A 14,590-nucleotide genomic window follows, 5' to 3' on the forward strand; every position below is an offset into this window, starting at 1 on the left:
TGAGCAGCCCGCTCCCTCGCCCGGCGATGTTAGCGCTCACACGATACCCGCCTACAACGCGGTACCCAAGCCGGTCCCCCGGACGTGTCAGACCCCCAGGTCACCCGGGGGACCTGAGGGTCTGACACGTGCGGGGCGGTGGATCACCACCCGGTGCGGCTGAGCCGGAGGTGCAGCGCAGGATAGGGGCCGAGGAACGAGGCACCTGCCCGGAGCGGAACCGCAGGCTCATGCGACCGACGAGCAACGAGAGGGCCTGGCGTCAGCCGCCGTTCACCTCGAAGCCCTGCTCGGTGCCGTACGACACGTTCTCCTCCTGCCAGGCGGCGAGGCCGTCCATCAGCGAGGACTTGTCGAGGTAGGCCTGGCCCACCGTGTCCGCGAAGATGCTGTTCGCGTACGACTGCCACGGCAGGTACTGCCAGCCCTCGTTGACGTCGGCCGCACCCGCGGCGAGCACCTCGTTGATCTTCTGCCCGCCGAAGTACTCGGACTCGTAGCCCAGGAACTCCGGGGACTCCAGGTGCTTGACGGTGGCGGGGAAGCCGCCCGTCTCCATGAAGGCGTCGATCGACTCGTCGCTCGAGTTGAGCCACTTGAGGAAGCCGGCCGCGAGCAGCTTGTTCTCCGCCGCGCCGGGGATGGACTCGGCGCTGCCGCCGTTCTCGGCGTTGGTGGGGGTGCCGTCGTAGGTCGGCATCGGGGCGACGCGCCACTTGCCCTTGCCGTCCGGCACGCCGTCCTCGAGGATGCCGGGCATCCACGCGCCCAGCGCGACCGAGCCGATGGTGCCGTCGTTCAGGGCCTGGTACCACTCGTCGCTCCAGCCCGGGAGCTGGCACAGCAGCTCGTCGTCGATGAGCGGCTGGTACATGTCGGCCCACTTGGTGGTGCCCTCGTCGGCCAGGTCGATGGTCACGGCGCCGTTCTCGGTGTGGAACGGCTTGCCGCCGGCCTGCCAGATCATGCTGGTGGTGAAGCCCGCGTCGCCCGTGTCGTTGCCGATGCAGGTGTCGGGGTCGTTCTCCTTGATGGTGCGCGCGGCCTCGATGTACTCGTCCCAGGTCGTGGGCGCCTCGACCCCGGCGTCGTCGAACACCTCCTGGTTGTAGAAGAACGCCATGGGGCCGGAGTCCTGCGGCAGGCCCCAGATGCCCTGCTGCGAGACCGCACCCCACGTGGAGGGCGTGTACAGGTCCTCCAGGTCGGCGAACCCGAACGCGGTGAGATCCACGAGCTGGCCGGGGAGCTGGAACTGCGGGATGGACTGGTACTCGATCTGCACCACGTCGGGCACGCCGTCGCCGGCGGCGATCGCGTTCTGCAGCTTGGTGTTGGCGTCGCCGGCGCCCACGGTGTCCACGAGGGTCACGTCGACGTTCGGGTACGCCTTCTCGAACGCCTCGACCTGCGTCTCGGCCTGCGGCGTCCAGGTCCAGTAGGTCAGGCTGCCGCCCTCCTGGAGCGCGGCCTCGATCTCGTCGGCGTTGGCACCCTCGGAGGCGCCGCCGCCACCGTCGTCGTCCCCGCCACCCGAACAGGCGGTGAGCGAGGCTGCCATCAGGGCGGCCAGGGCGCCGAGCGCGACCCGGCGGTTACGGGTGATGGTCATGGTCTTCCTTCTTCCACATCGTTGTAGTTCAGGTATCTCGACGTCGGCGGGGCCGACCTCGCCTATGCCTTGACGCTGCCCGCGTTCAGGCCGGACTGCCAGTACCGCTGGAGCACGAGGAACACGAGGACGATCGGCACGATCGTCAGGAACGAGCCTGTGATCACCAAGTTGAACACCGGCTGGGCGCCGATGCCCGACGCATCCGCCAGCCACTGGTAGAGGCCCAGCACCAGGGGGTAGAGATCCGGGTCGTTGAGCATGATCAGCGGCAGGAAGTAGTTGTTCCACGTGGCGACGATCGCGAACAGCGCCACCGTGACGATGCCCGGCGCCAGGAGGCGCAGCGAGATCGTGAAGAAGGTGCGCCACTCGCCCGAGCCGTCGACCCGGGCCGCCTCCAGGATCTCGGTGGGCACGGCCTCCGCCGAGAACACCCACATGAGGTAGAGCCCGAAGGGCGAGACGAGCGACGGCAGGATGACGGCCCACATGGTGTTGGTCAGACCCCACTGGCTGAACAGCAGGAACGTGGGCACCGCGAGCGCGGTGCCGGGCACGGCGATCGCCCCGAGGATGACGGCGAACACCGCGTTGCGCCCGCGGAACCGGTACTTGGCCAGGCCGTACCCGGCGGCGGTCGCGAGGACCGTGGCTCCGCCGGCGCCCACCACCACGTAGACCAGCGTGTTGCCGAACCACTTCAGGAAGACGCCGTCGTCGTGCGTGAGCACCGCCTGCACGTTGTCGAAGAACGCGAACGGCCCCGAGAACCACAGGCCGAACGAGCTGAGCAGCTCGGGCTGCGTCTTGGTGACGCTGAACAGCATCCAGGTCAGCGGCAGGATCGAGTAGATCAGCAGCGCGCCGAGCAGGACGGTCAGCGTGATCGACCTGCGCGGCCGAAGGTAGGAGTAGGCGGCCATCAGATCTCCCTCCGGGTCCCGCGGAGCTGCACCACATAGGCGACCACGGCGGTGACCAGGCCCATCACGATCGCGACCGTGGCGGCGTAGCTCACCTGGTTGCCCACGAAGCTCAGGTTGTAGGCGTAGATGTTCGGCGTGTAGTAGGTCGAGATCAGCGCGGGTTCGATCTGCTTGAGGATGGTGGGCTCGTTGAAGAGCTGGAAGCTGCCCAGGATCGAGAAGATGGTGGCGATCACGAGCGCCCCGCGGACGGCGGGAATCTTGATCGACCGGACGATGCGGAACTGGTTCGCGCCGTCGATCGCCGCCGCCTCGTAGATCTCGAGCGGCACCGTCTTGAGCGCCGCGTACAGGATCAGCATGTTGTAGCCCACGAACTCCCAGGTCACGATGTTGCCGATCGCGGTGAGGATCCATTGCTTGGTGTACGGGTCGATGAGCGGGAAGCCCACCAGGTCGTTGACGCTGCCGGTGAGACCGAGCCGGTCGTCGTACATGAAGCCCCACATCAGCACCGCCACCACGCCGGGCACGGCGTACGGCAGGAACAGCGCCACGCGGAAGAAGCTCTTGCCGTGCAGACGGCCGCTGTCGATCGCGAGCGCGGCGATCAGGGCGATCCCCAGCATGATCGGCACCTGCACCACCAGGAACAGGCTCACGCGACCCACGCCGTCCCACAGCTTGGGGTCGCCGAAGGCCGTCACGTAGTTGGCCAACCCCGCGAAGGTGGTGCCGCCCATGAGCTGGTTGCGGAACAGGCTCAGGTACATCGAGTAGACCAGCGGGGTCACGATCATCAGGGCGAACGCCACCAGGAAGGGCGTCACAAAACTCCAGCCGGCCGCGGAGACGCGGCGGCTCGGTGGGCGGCGACCGGGCACGGGCACACCCCTTTCCCCGGACGACGGCGTCCGGATTCACCTGGACGGCAATGTCCTGGAACACGCCGGACGACATTGCCCGACGACGGGAATGTGAACGTAAACATCCTCGTGCGCGGTGACTCTGCCACTGCCTCGCGAACGTGTCAACGCTCTCTTCGGCAACGTTCTGAGAAAGGTATACGGGGCGTCGTGGACCGGTGAGTGCGCAGTGCCGGACCGGGCGGAGTGCCCGTCAGGCGCGCGGGGCCGCCGCGCTCCTGCGCACCACCAGCTCGGGCGCGATCAGCTCGGCGGCGGGCCTGCCGCCGTCGACCGCCGCGAGGAGCAGGGCCACGCTCCGCCGGCCGAGGTCGACGAACGGCTGGCGCACGGTCGTCAGCGGCGGGATGAAGTGGCCGGAGCCGTCGACGTCGTCGAAGCCGACCACCGACACGTCGTCGGGCACCGAGACGCCGCACTCCCAGAAGGCGCGCAGCAGGCCGAGCGCGAGCTGGTCGTTGGCGGCGAAGACCGCCGTGGGACCGTCGCCGGACCGGACGCGCTGGGCCAGGTCGAGGCCCACCATGTAGCCGCGGTCGGCGGTCCAGCCGGCGATGACCGGCTCCGGCACGGGCAGGCGGTGCTCGCTGAGGACGGCGCGCCAGGACTCCTCGCGCTCGACGGCGTCCAGCCAGTCCAGCGGGCCCGCGACGTGCAGGATCTGCCGGTGTCCCAGCTCGATCAGGTGCTCGACGGCGAGCCGGGCGCCGGCCCGCTGGTCGACGGACAGCGGGATGACCGGGACGTCCGGCTGAAGCTCGCGGGCGGCGATGAGGACCACGGGCACGGGCGCCTGGAACGACTCCACCGCGTCGGCCACGTCGCTGTGCGGCGCGATGACCACGATGCCCTCGACCGCCTGGTCCATGAAGTGTTCGAGGGCCTTGTGCAGGGTGGCGCCGTCGTACTGCCGCAGCGTCGCGACGCTGACGTACCAGCCCTGCTCCCGCGCCGCCTCCTCGACCGCGATCAGCGTGCTCGACGGGCCGAACAGCGGCGACCCGGTGGTCACCACTCCCACCGTGGCCGACCGGGCCGTGACCAGGGCACGCGCCGCGCTGTTGCGGCGGTAGCCGAGCTCGGCGATCGCCTCCAGCACCCGCTCACGCGTCGCCGGGCGCACGCTCCGGTGGCCGTTCAGCACACGCGAGACGGTCTGGTGGGACACGCCGGCGAGCGCGGCGACGTCGGCCATGGCCGGCGGCCGCGTCGTCGCGGGTCGAGAGATGGTCACGGGAGGAATCATCCACCCAGCTCACGGGCGCGGTCACGCGCCGCGGTCGCGGCGGTCAGGAACGAGGCGCGCACCCCGCCGTCGTCCAGGGCCCGCAGGGCGGCCGCCGTGGTGCCGCCGGGCGAGGTGACCTTCTCGCGCAGGATCACCGGGTGCTCCCCCGTCTCGTCCATGAGGCGGGACGCGCCGAGCAGCGTCTGGATCGCGAGGCGACGCGCGACGTCGCGCGTCAGGCCGAGCAGCACGCCGGCCTCGGCGAGCGCGTCGGCCACGTAGAAGACGTACGCGGGGCCGGAGCCCGAGATCGCCGAGACGGCGTCCAGGTCCTTCTCCGCGGCACGCACCACCGCGCCGGTGCCGGCGAACAGGTGCTCGACCGCCTCGAGGTGGACCTCCGTGGCGGCGGCGCCCGGTGCGATCGCCGTGATGCCCGCGCCGACCGCGGCGGGCGTGTTCGGCACGGTGCGCACCACGGCGACGCCGGCTGGCAGCCGCCGCTCGTAGAACGCCGTGGGGTGCCCGGCCGCGACGGTGACGACGACGGCGGTGGGGTCGATCGCGGACGCGATCTCGTCGAGCAGCGCGCCGACGTCCTTGGGCTTCACGCCGACGAGCACGATGCCCGCGCCCTGGACCGCGGCGACGTTGTCGCTGGTGGTGGCCACCTGATAGGTCTCGCGCAGGTGCTGTGCCTTGGCCTCGGTACGCACGGTGGCGACGACGTCGGACGCGGCCCAGCCCGCCGACAGCGCACCCGCGAGCACCGCCTCGCCCATGTTCCCGGCCCCGAGCACTGCAAGTCGCTGGTTCACCACACCATTGTCCCCCGGCGCGCGGGAACCGGGTGCCGCACCTGCCCGTCCGTCGGTCGCGCCTGCCGCGCTCCCGTCACAGGGGGAACGCCGTGTAGAAGTCCTCCATGACGTCGGTCGGGCCGGTCGCCTGCAGCACGGCGGTGCCGTTCTGCCACACCACGACGGTCTTGCCGCCCTTGGCCTGCACGAACGTGTACTGCCCCACGACCTTCTTGCCGACCTTGACGTCGCCCGTCCGGTCGGCCTCGCCCGCGGACGCGGTCCAGGCCGCTGCGCCGGTGGCCGCCTCGTCCTCCGTGGCCCACTGGCCGGCCACGACCGCGACCTCGACCGAGTCGCCGTCGGAGTACTCGGCGTTCCAGGCCTCCAGCGCGCCCTCGCCCTTGGGCTCCTTGGCCTCGGTGAGCGAGCCGAGCGCGAGCTGCAGCACCGCCGACGGCAGGGCCTTCTGGAACGCGGTCTCCTCGCCGCTGCGGTCCATCGCCTTGACCGTGGGTGTCGGCACGGGCGCGGTGACGGTCACCGTGGGCACCGGCTCCGGCGTCGCCTCGGAGCGCCAGAAGCCGGGCCACGCGAAGCCGGCCAGAAGGACCAGCACGAGCACCACGACGAGCACGCCCACGAACACGACGAGGCGACGACGCCGGTACACGGCGGGCGACGCCTTCCTCGCGGTCACCGATGCTGTCGCACCGGTGCGCGGTGACTTCACGCGCTGGTCGGTCATGTCTGGCTCCCCCGTGCTAGGTCCATCGGATACCTCACGATGGCTCATCCGAGACCTTATGTCGCGCCACTGACATCGGCAGGGAGGCACGCCCGGCGGAACCGGGTGAGGGATGGGTGGCTTCGGCGGAGCCCGACGCTCAGCAGGCCGGCACGGTCAGTGCGGTCGCTGGGTCAGTGCGGTCGCACGGTCAGCGGGGCCGCGCCGCCGCCTGGCACAGCGGGAGCAGCACCGCGAACGCGGCCGCCGCGACGGCGCACGCCGCGAGGTGCCCGCCCACGTACGCGACGAGACCGGTGTCCCAGGGCAGGCCTGATCCCAGGCGCCCCTCCGCCGCGGCGGCGGCCAGGACCGACAGCACGGCCGCCGGGACCGCGGCGACGCCGAGCGCGACCGCGACCAGCCGGGTCGGCCGGACGGCGCGCCCGAGCGGGTCGTCCTCGGGCCGGTCCGCCCACCCGGCGGGCGGCGCGGCGCCCGCGAGCGCCGTCCACAGCACCACGACCAGGACCGCGGCGACGACGTCCGACGGGCGGTGCCACCGGTCCGCGATCGTCGCGAGGCCCATGGCGCAGGTCGCGGCCGCGCCCGCGAGCGCCGTCGCGGGTCGCAGGCGGCGGGGCACGACGAGCAGGAGCGACGCCCAGGCCGCCGCGACCACGGTGACGTGGCCGCTGGGCAGGGTGTTGATGTCGCGGTTCCACTCCCCGACGAGCCCCGTGCGGTAGAACAGGCCGTCCTTGATCACCTGCGTGGTCAGGTTCGAGCCGAGGATCACGGCGGCGGCGAGAGCGGTGGCGCCCCACCTGCGCCGGACCAGCCCGATGCCGCACACCGCGAGGAAGCCGGTCACGAGCCACGGCGGCGAGCCGAGCAGCAGCACGGGCTCCACGGGCCGGTTGACCACGTCCTGGAAGAGGTCGGCCGTGACGAAGACGAGCTCCTCGACCCGCTGCCCGGGCCATGTGGTGACCATCGCCCACCAGACCAGCAGGGTGCCGAGCGCCGCGGCGGACGCGACCGTGATCCCGGCCAGGCGGGTCGCCGAACGGTGCGCGTCGCGCGTGGGGGCGGGGAGGTCCGGGCCGGTGCGCGACCGGCCGGGGCGCACCATGCGCCCGTCGGTGGCCGGCATGGTCGCAAACTACCTGGCCGGGGCGCGCGCCGCGGCCGCCCGGGGGCCGTGGCCCGGGTGATCTTCGGCCGGTGTCAGTGGTGGCACGTACGGTTCCCCTCGTGACCTCATCGACCTCCAAGAAGGCTCGCCCCGCCTACCGGTGCACCGAGTGCGGCTGGACCACCGTCAAGTGGGTCGGCCGCTGCGGGGAGTGCCAGGCGTGGGGCACCGTGACCGAGGACGGGCCGGCGGCGGCCGGACCGCGCACCGCCGCCGTCTCCCCCGCCCGCGCACCCGCCCGGCCCATCGCCGACATCGACGTGGAGTCGGCGCGCGCCAACCCGACCGGCGTCGGCGAGTTCGACCGGGTCCTCGGCGGCGGCCTCGTGCCCGGGGCCGTGATCCTGCTCGCGGGCGAGCCGGGCGTGGGCAAGTCGACGCTGCTGCTCGCGGTCGCGAGCAACGTGGCCGACGGCGCGCTGGGCCCCGACGGGTTCGAGTCGCCCCGCACGGTGCTGTACGTGACCGGCGAGGAGTCGGCCGGGCAGGTGCGGCTGCGGGCCGAGCGGATCGGGGCGCTCTCGCGCACCCTGCTGCTGGCCGCCGAGACGGACCTGGGCACCGTGCTGGGCCACCTGGAGGCGAACCAGCCGGACATGCTGATCGTCGACTCGGTGCAGACCATCGCGTCCGCGCAGGTGGACGGGGCTCCAGGAGGCGTCTCGCAGGTCCGGGAGGTCGCCGCGGCGCTGATCGCCGTGGCCAAGGAGCGGCAGATCCCGACGATCCTCGTGGGGCACGTGACCAAGGACGGCTCGGTGGCCGGCCCGCGCACGCTGGAGCACCTGGTGGACGTGGTCTGCCAGTTCGAGGGCGACCGGCACTCGCGCCTGCGCATGATCCGCGCGGTGAAGAACCGGTACGGCCCCACGGACGAGGTGGGCTGCTTCGACCTGTCCGAGGACGGGATCGTGGGGCTGCCCGACCCGTCCGGGCTGTTCCTGTCGCACGCCGGCACGGGGGTGGCCGGGTCGTGCATCACGGTCACGCTGGAGGGACGGCGCCCGCTCGCCGTCGAGGTGCAGGGGCTCGTCGCGCCGAGCCCCCTGAACAACCCGCGCCGCGCGACCAGCGGTGTGGACTCCAGCCGGCTGGCGATGATCCTCGCCGTGCTCCAGCGGCACGGCGGGCTGCGGCTCGCCGACCAGGACGTCTACGCCTCGACGGTCGGCGGCGTCCGGATCACCGAGCCGGCGTCCGACCTCGCGGCCGCCCTCGCGCTGGTGTCCGCACGGACCGGAAAGCCGCTGCCCGGCGCCACCGTGGCCGTCGGGGAGGTGGGCCTGGCCGGGGACCTGCGCCCCGTCGCCGGGCTGGACCGCCGCCTGGGCGAGGCCGCCCGCCTGGGGTTCGCGCACGCCGTCGTACCGCACGGGACCGGGGTCAAGGCACCCGAGGGGCTCCAGCTCGTCGAGGCGACCCACATCCGCGACGCGGTGGAGTGGGCGCAGGGCCTAGGACGTCGAGGCGACAACAAGGTGGACGACAGATGACCGGTTCATGAAACCAACTGCTTGCCCCCAAGGGCACAGCGTAGGATTTCTTCGTGGCCACGACCTCCTCGCACACTGACGAGCTGCTCCGTGAGACCCTGGCCGCGGTCGCGCCCGGGACCGAACTTCGCGACGGACTCGAACGCATCCTGCGCGGCCGCACCGGCGCGCTCATCGTGCTCGGTCTCGACCCGGTCGTCGAGCAGATCTGCTCCGGTGGTTTCTCGCTCGACGTCGACTTCTCGGCCACCCGCCTCCGCGAGCTGTCCAAGATGGACGGCGCCGTGGTGCTCGACCGGCACGCCACGCGCATCCGCAAGGCCGCGGTCCAGCTGCTGCCCGACCCGACCATAGAGACCACCGAGTCGGGTACCCGCCACCGCACGGCCGAGCGCGTGGCCAAGCAGACCGGGTTCCCGGTCATCTCGGTGAGCCAGTCCATGCGGATCGTCGCCCTCTACGTGGGCGGCCAGCGGCACGTGCTGGAGGACTCGGACACGATCCTCGGCCGGGCCAACCAGGCGCTCGCGACGCTCGAGCGCTACCGCGCCCGCCTCGACGAGGTGTCCGGCACGCTGTCAGCGCTGGAGATCGAGGACCTGGTCACGGTGCGCGACGTGTGCTCCGTGGTGCAGCGCCTGGAGATGGTGGGGCGCATCTCCGACGAGATCGCGGGCTACGTGATCGAGCTCGGCGTGGACGGCCGCCTGCTCGCGCTGCAGCTCGACGAGCTGATCGGCGACGTCGGCTCGGACCGCGAGTTCGTGATCCGCGACTACGTGCTGAGCCGCAAGGACCGCACGCTCGCCGACGTGCAGGCCGAGCTCTCCGCGCTCACGTCGCAGGAGCTGCTCGACATGAGCCAGATCGGCCGGATCCTGGACCTGCCCGGCGGTGGGGACGCGCTCGACGCCGCCGTCGCGCCGCACGGCTACCGGCTCCTGTCCAAGGTGCCGCGCCTGCCCAGCGTCACCATCGAGCAGCTCGTGGGCCACTTCAGCAGCCTCCAGAAGCTCCTCGCCGCGAGCGTGGACGACCTCATGTCGGTCGACGGCGTGGGCGAGCAGCGCGCCCGGACGATCCGCGAGGGGCTGTCCCGGCTCGCCGAGTCGAGCATCCTCGAACGCTACGTCTGACAGGTCCTGAGGCCCGGGCTCAGGGCTGCTTGCTCGCGGTGTCCGACGACGCGTCCGACGACGCGCTCGGGTCCGCGCTCGGGTCGTCGGACGCGCCCCCGGACGGCTTCCCGGACGGTTCGCCCGACGACGACCCGGACGGCGACGGCGACCCGGACGGCTGCGGCACCGTGTACGTCAGCCGCACGACGTCGCTGGCCGCCCCCTCGACACCGGCGAGCGTGACCTGCGCCGTGTACTCGCCGGCCGTCGGCTTGGGCTGGTCCGCCGCGCAGCCCGGCGCCGAGCGCGCGTCGGACCAGCTCACGTTCGTGACGTCGACGTCGCCCGACCCCAGGAGCAGCAGCCGCTCCTCGTCCTGGTCGGCGCAGTCCGCCGACGACCAGGCCCGCTCCGCCGTCTGCTCGCCGAGCTCGCCCTGGTACACGGTGACGGCGAGGCCGTGCCGGGGAGCGTCGACCAGGCACTGCACCTGGCCGGTGTTCCGCACCGAAACGGTGAACCTGACCGGCACCCCGGGCGTGACCGCCGTGCGGTCGGCCGCGAGCCCCACGTCGAGGTCCTCGGGCGTGCACGGCGCGGCCGCGGCGTTCGGGTCCACGGGCTCCGGCGGGCTCAGCTTGTCCGCCGCGATCGGGGGGTCCGGCTGCGGCCACGTCACCGCGACCCCGATCCCGGCCAGCCCCAGCACGACAAGCACCGCGATCAGCCGCCCGGGCCGGCGCGGCCGTCTGCCGGACGGGCGCTGCTCCACCGCGACCCGACCCAGGGACCACTCGGCCCGTTCCGGCGCACTGACCACCTGCTCGACCCCCTGAAGCTGTTGCGACACCTACGGCCTGACATGCTCGGACGGCCGCGGCACCAAAGTACGACCCCGCGCGCGGCCGGGGCGGCAGCCGCGCCGCCGAGTCGGTCACATGTCCGACTTCACGATCCGGCCGGCCGACTCAGGATCCGGCCGGCCGCCCCGGGCACACAGGACCCCGCCGGGCCACGCCGGACCCCACCCGACCGCGGCGGCCCGACGCGACACCACCACCGGGTCCGCCGGACCACGACCCGTGCGGCAGGATGAGTCCCCGTGACAGCAGTGGAGGCGACGCGACGTGCCGAGGTGCGCTCCGGCGTCGTGCAGTGGTTCGACGGCGCCGCGCGCGACCTGCCCTGGCGCGCGCCGGACCGCACCGCGTGGGGCGTGCTGGTGAGCGAGGTCATGCTGCAGCAGACGCCGGTGGTGCGCGTCGAGCCCGCGTGGCACGCGTGGCTGGAGCAGTGGCCCACGCCCGCCGACCTCGCGCGGGCCCCGACCGCCGACGTGCTGCGCGCCTGGGGCCGCCTCGGCTACCCCCGCCGCGCGCTGCGCCTGCAGGAGTGCGCCCGCGTGATCGTCGAGCGGCACGACGGCGCGGTGCCCCGCACCGAGCCCGAGCTGCTCGCCCTGCCCGGCGTCGGCGAGTACACGGCCGCCGCGGTCCTGGCGTTCGCCTACGGGAAGCGGTCCGTGGTGGTCGACACGAACGTGCGCCGGGTGCTGGCCCGGGCGGTCGGTGGGTCGGCGCTGCCCGCGCCGTCGTACACGGCCGCCGAACGGGCGCTGGCGACGTCGCTCGCCCCCGAGGGCGACGCCGACGCCGCGCGGTGGGCCGCCGCCTCGATGGAGCTGGGCGCGCTGGTCTGCACCGCGAAGGCGCCGAAGTGCGGCGCCTGCCCCGTCGCCGGGCTGTGCGCGTGGCGCCGGGCCGGCTCGCCGCCGGACGCGCACGCCGACAAGCGCCGCACCCAGGCCTGGGCGGGCACCGACCGGCAGGCGCGCGGGCGCGTCATGGCGGAGCTGCGGCACGCGTCCGAGCCCGTGGACCGGGCCCTGCTCGCGAGCCTCTGGCAGGACCCGGCCCAGCTCGACCGCGCGATCGCCGGCCTGGTCGAGGACGGCCTGGCCGAGCAGGACGACGCGGGCCGCCTCCACCTGCCCCGGTAGCGCGGGGTCAGAGCTCCAGCAGCATCCGCGAGTTGCCCAGGGTGTTGGGCTTCACGCGCGCCAGGTCGAGGAACTCGGCCACGCCCTCGTCGTACGAGCGCAGCAGCTCGGTGTACACCTCGGGCGTCACGGGCGTGCCGTCGATCTCCCTGAACCCGTGCGCGGCGAAGAACTCGACCTCGAACGTGAGACAGAAGACCCGGCTCAGCCCGAGCGCGCGGGCGCGCTCGACGAGCGCCTCCAGCAGCGCGTGGCCCACCTTGCGACCGCGCCAGTCGCGGTGCACGGCCAGCGTGCGCACCTCTGCGAGGTCGTCCCACATCACGTGCAGCGCGCCGCAACCGACCGCGGCGTCCGGCGCGGCGGGGTCGGCCGCCACGAGGAACTCCTGGACGGCCTCGTAGTACCCGACCATCTCGTACGGCCGGAGGATGCGCTCCTGGCTGAGCGGCTGGACGAGGTCGCGGATGGTGCGCACGTCGGCGGGAAGGGCGGGTCGGATCACGGGCACTGCCGGCGCCTCGGGTGTCGTCACGGCGACACACTACGGTGGGCGGGCGCAACGGGTGACGTGCGGGTGACATCCGGACGGCCCCACAAGCCCCGTACCTGGTGAAACGAATGGCAAACCGGAAAGTGAGCGAGAGAACATCCCAACACACCCTCGCCACAAGGGCAAAGGTCTTGCCAAGTCACGGAATGCGTGGTGAGTTTGGCGCATGGCCTCTACACGCCTGACCGCAGAAGCGAGGACCCAGGCGCTGGCTGCGCTCGAAGCCAGTGTCAGCCCCGCCGCAGAGCTCGACGTGCTGGTGATCGGGGGCGGCGTCACCGGCGCCGGCATCGCGCTCGACGCGGTCACCCGGGGGTTGTCGACCGCCGTCGTCGAGGCGCAGGACTGGGCGCAGGGGACGTCCAGCCGCAGCAGCAAGCTGGTGCACGGCGGCCTCCGCTATCTCCAGATGCTCGACTTCGAGCTGGTGCACGAGGCGCTCACGGAGCGCGACCTCCTGCTACGGGACCTGGCACCGCACCTCGTGCGGCCGGTCCCGTTCCTGTATCCCCTGGAGCACCGGGTCTGGGAGCGCGCCTACGTGGGCGCCGGCATCGCGATGTACGACGTGCTCGCGACGCTCACCCCGGGCCGCCGGCCGATGCCGTTCCACCGGCACCTCAGCCGCCACCAGATGGAGGCCAAGTTTCCGGACCTGGCGCACGACGCCGCCGTCGGGGCCGTCCAGTACTGGGACGCCTCGGTCGACGACGCCCGCCTCGTCGCGACCCTGATCCGCACGGCCGCCAGCTACGGCGCGCACGCCGCCAGCCGCACCCAGGTGGTCAGCCTGACGCAGGGCGCGACCGGCGCCGTGAACGGCGCGGTGGTCGTGGACCTGGAGACGGGCAAGGAGATCACCGTCCGGGCGCGGTCCGTGATCAACGCGACCGGCGTGTGGACCGAGGACACCGAGGCCCTGGCGGGCTCGGAGGGCGGGCTGCGCGTGCTCGCCAGCAAGGGCGTGCACCTGATCGTCCCGCGCGAGCGCATCCGGGGTCACGCGGGACTGATCCTGCAGACGGAGAAGTCCGTGCTGTTCGTCATCCCGTGGAGCCGGTACTGGATCATCGGCACCACGGACACCCACTGGAGCCTGGACCCGACGCACCCCGTGGCCACGAGCACCGACATCGACTACGTGCTGGACCACGCGAACGCCGTGCTCGCGCACCCCCTGACCAGGGAAGACGTCATCGGCACGTACGCGGGCCTGCGGCCGCTGCTGCAGCCGGGCACCAAGGCGGGCACGAGCAGCGCCAAGGTCAGCCGCGAGCACACCGTCGCGTCGCCGACACCGGGCCTCACCGTCGTCGCCGGCGGCAAGCTCACGACGTACCGGATCATGGCCAAGGACGCCGTGGACTTCGCGATCGGGCAGCGCGCCGCCGCGCTCCCGTCGATCACGCACCAGATCCCGCTCACGGGCGCCGTCGGGCTGCGGGCGGTGCAGCGCCAGGCGCGCACGTGGGGCAAGCGGTTCGGCTGGTCGCCCCCGATGCTGGACCACCTGCTGCACCGCTACGGCGCCAACCTCGCCGAGATCGTGGAGCTGTGCGACGCCGACCCGTCGCTCGCCAAGCCGCTCGAGCACGCCTCCGCCTACCTGCGCGCCGAGGTGCACTACGCGGTGAGCCACGAGGGCGCCCTCCACCTGGAGGACGTGCTCTCGCACCGCACGCGCCTGGTCTACGAGGTGGCGGACCGCGGCACGGCGGCCGCCGAGGAGATCGCCGCCGTCGTCGCCCCGCTGCTCGGCTGGGACGCGTCGGACGCCGAACGTGAGGTCCGCTCCTGGCAGGCGCGGATCGACGCGGAACGCCAGGCCGAGCAGGCGCCTGACGACGAGGGCGCAGAGCGGGCGCGCCTGACCACACCGGACGTAGCGGCCATGCAGCCGCTCCGAGGCTAAGGAAACCGAGGGAACCACTTCTACTCACAGCCGACGGGTCGCCCCAGAGGGACCGCCGGGACTACCTCCGTACGCCGACAGAGCTGTCGGCAGAA

Annotated in this window: 13 protein-coding genes; 4 read left to right on the forward strand and 9 right to left on the reverse strand. The window is 72.6% G+C overall.

What is annotated here, in order from left to right; all coding sequences use genetic code 11:
* Window positions 1–262 precede the first annotated feature (262 nt).
* The 7 genes from AB0I29_RS13360 to AB0I29_RS13390 all read right to left on the reverse strand — a co-directional run bounded on the left by AB0I29_RS13360 (window position 263) and on the right by AB0I29_RS13390 (window position 7,378).
* The gene (locus AB0I29_RS13360) at window positions 263–1,612 is read right to left on the reverse strand and encodes a sugar ABC transporter substrate-binding protein (protein ID WP_285100805.1); all 1,350 of its coding nucleotides are present in this window, start codon (window positions 1,610–1,612) and stop codon (window positions 263–265) included.
* Window positions 1,613–1,674: 62 nt separating this feature from the next.
* Window positions 1,675–2,538, reverse strand: a complete 864-nt coding sequence (locus tag AB0I29_RS13365) for a carbohydrate ABC transporter permease (RefSeq protein ID WP_285100804.1) — start codon at window positions 2,536–2,538, stop codon at window positions 1,675–1,677.
* A complete protein-coding gene (locus AB0I29_RS13370; RefSeq protein ID WP_357482067.1) occupies window positions 2,538–3,431 on the reverse strand; it encodes a sugar ABC transporter permease in 894 nt (297 codons plus the stop codon). The genes AB0I29_RS13365 and AB0I29_RS13370 overlap by 1 nt, the downstream gene beginning before the upstream one ends.
* Before the next feature lie 229 nt (window positions 3,432–3,660).
* The gene (locus AB0I29_RS13375; protein ID WP_285101245.1) at window positions 3,661–4,662 is read right to left on the reverse strand and encodes a LacI family DNA-binding transcriptional regulator; all 1,002 of its coding nucleotides are present in this window, start codon (window positions 4,660–4,662) and stop codon (window positions 3,661–3,663) included.
* A 47-nt stretch (window positions 4,663–4,709) separates the two neighbouring features.
* Window positions 4,710–5,513 carry a pyrroline-5-carboxylate reductase gene (gene proC, locus AB0I29_RS13380; protein WP_285100802.1) on the reverse strand — a complete coding sequence of 268 codons (804 nt, stop codon included), beginning with the start codon at window positions 5,511–5,513 and terminating at the stop codon, window positions 4,710–4,712.
* Between the two features lie 76 nt (window positions 5,514–5,589).
* Entirely contained in the window at window positions 5,590–6,243 is a 654-nt protein-coding gene (locus AB0I29_RS13385) for a hypothetical protein (RefSeq protein WP_285100801.1), read from the reverse strand.
* A gap of 190 nt (window positions 6,244–6,433) precedes the next feature.
* Window positions 6,434–7,378 (reverse strand): phosphatase PAP2 family protein, encoded by a 945-nt coding sequence (locus AB0I29_RS13390; protein ID WP_357482070.1) that lies wholly within the window; start codon window positions 7,376–7,378, stop codon window positions 6,434–6,436.
* Window positions 7,379–7,479: 101 nt separating this feature from the next.
* On the opposite strand from AB0I29_RS13390, the gene radA reads away from it, so the two are divergent.
* Both radA and disA read left to right on the forward strand, forming a co-directional pair.
* Window positions 7,480–8,913, forward strand: coding sequence for a DNA repair protein RadA (gene radA / locus AB0I29_RS13395; protein ID WP_285100799.1), 1,434 nt, complete (start codon window positions 7,480–7,482; stop codon window positions 8,911–8,913).
* 53 nt (window positions 8,914–8,966) lie between these two features.
* On the forward strand, window positions 8,967–10,049 hold the full coding sequence (disA, locus tag AB0I29_RS13400) for a DNA integrity scanning diadenylate cyclase DisA (RefSeq protein ID WP_285100798.1): 1,083 nt from the start codon (window positions 8,967–8,969) through the stop codon (window positions 10,047–10,049).
* A 19-nt stretch (window positions 10,050–10,068) separates the two neighbouring features.
* On the opposite strand, the gene AB0I29_RS13405 is transcribed toward disA, so the two are convergent.
* Window positions 10,069–10,881 (reverse strand): hypothetical protein, encoded by an 813-nt coding sequence (locus AB0I29_RS13405; RefSeq protein ID WP_357482073.1) that lies wholly within the window; start codon window positions 10,879–10,881, stop codon window positions 10,069–10,071.
* Between the two features lie 252 nt (window positions 10,882–11,133).
* Here AB0I29_RS13405 and AB0I29_RS13410 point away from each other — a divergent pair, with 252 nt between their 5' ends.
* The gene (locus AB0I29_RS13410; protein WP_357482075.1) at window positions 11,134–12,030 is read left to right on the forward strand and encodes an A/G-specific adenine glycosylase; all 897 of its coding nucleotides are present in this window, start codon (window positions 11,134–11,136) and stop codon (window positions 12,028–12,030) included.
* A 7-nt stretch (window positions 12,031–12,037) separates the two neighbouring features.
* On the opposite strand, the gene AB0I29_RS13415 is transcribed toward AB0I29_RS13410, so the two are convergent.
* Window positions 12,038–12,565 carry an amino-acid N-acetyltransferase gene (locus AB0I29_RS13415; RefSeq protein ID WP_285100796.1) on the reverse strand — a complete coding sequence of 176 codons (528 nt, stop codon included), beginning with the start codon at window positions 12,563–12,565 and terminating at the stop codon, window positions 12,038–12,040.
* Between the two features lie 184 nt (window positions 12,566–12,749).
* Here AB0I29_RS13415 and AB0I29_RS13420 point away from each other — a divergent pair, with 184 nt between their 5' ends.
* Window positions 12,750–14,495, forward strand: a complete 1,746-nt coding sequence (locus AB0I29_RS13420; protein WP_285100795.1) for a glycerol-3-phosphate dehydrogenase/oxidase — start codon at window positions 12,750–12,752, stop codon at window positions 14,493–14,495.
* Window positions 14,496–14,590 lie beyond the last annotated feature (95 nt).

The organism is Promicromonospora sp. NPDC050262 (assembly GCF_040655935.1).
Lineage (GTDB): Bacteria > Actinomycetota > Actinomycetes > Actinomycetales > Cellulomonadaceae > Promicromonospora.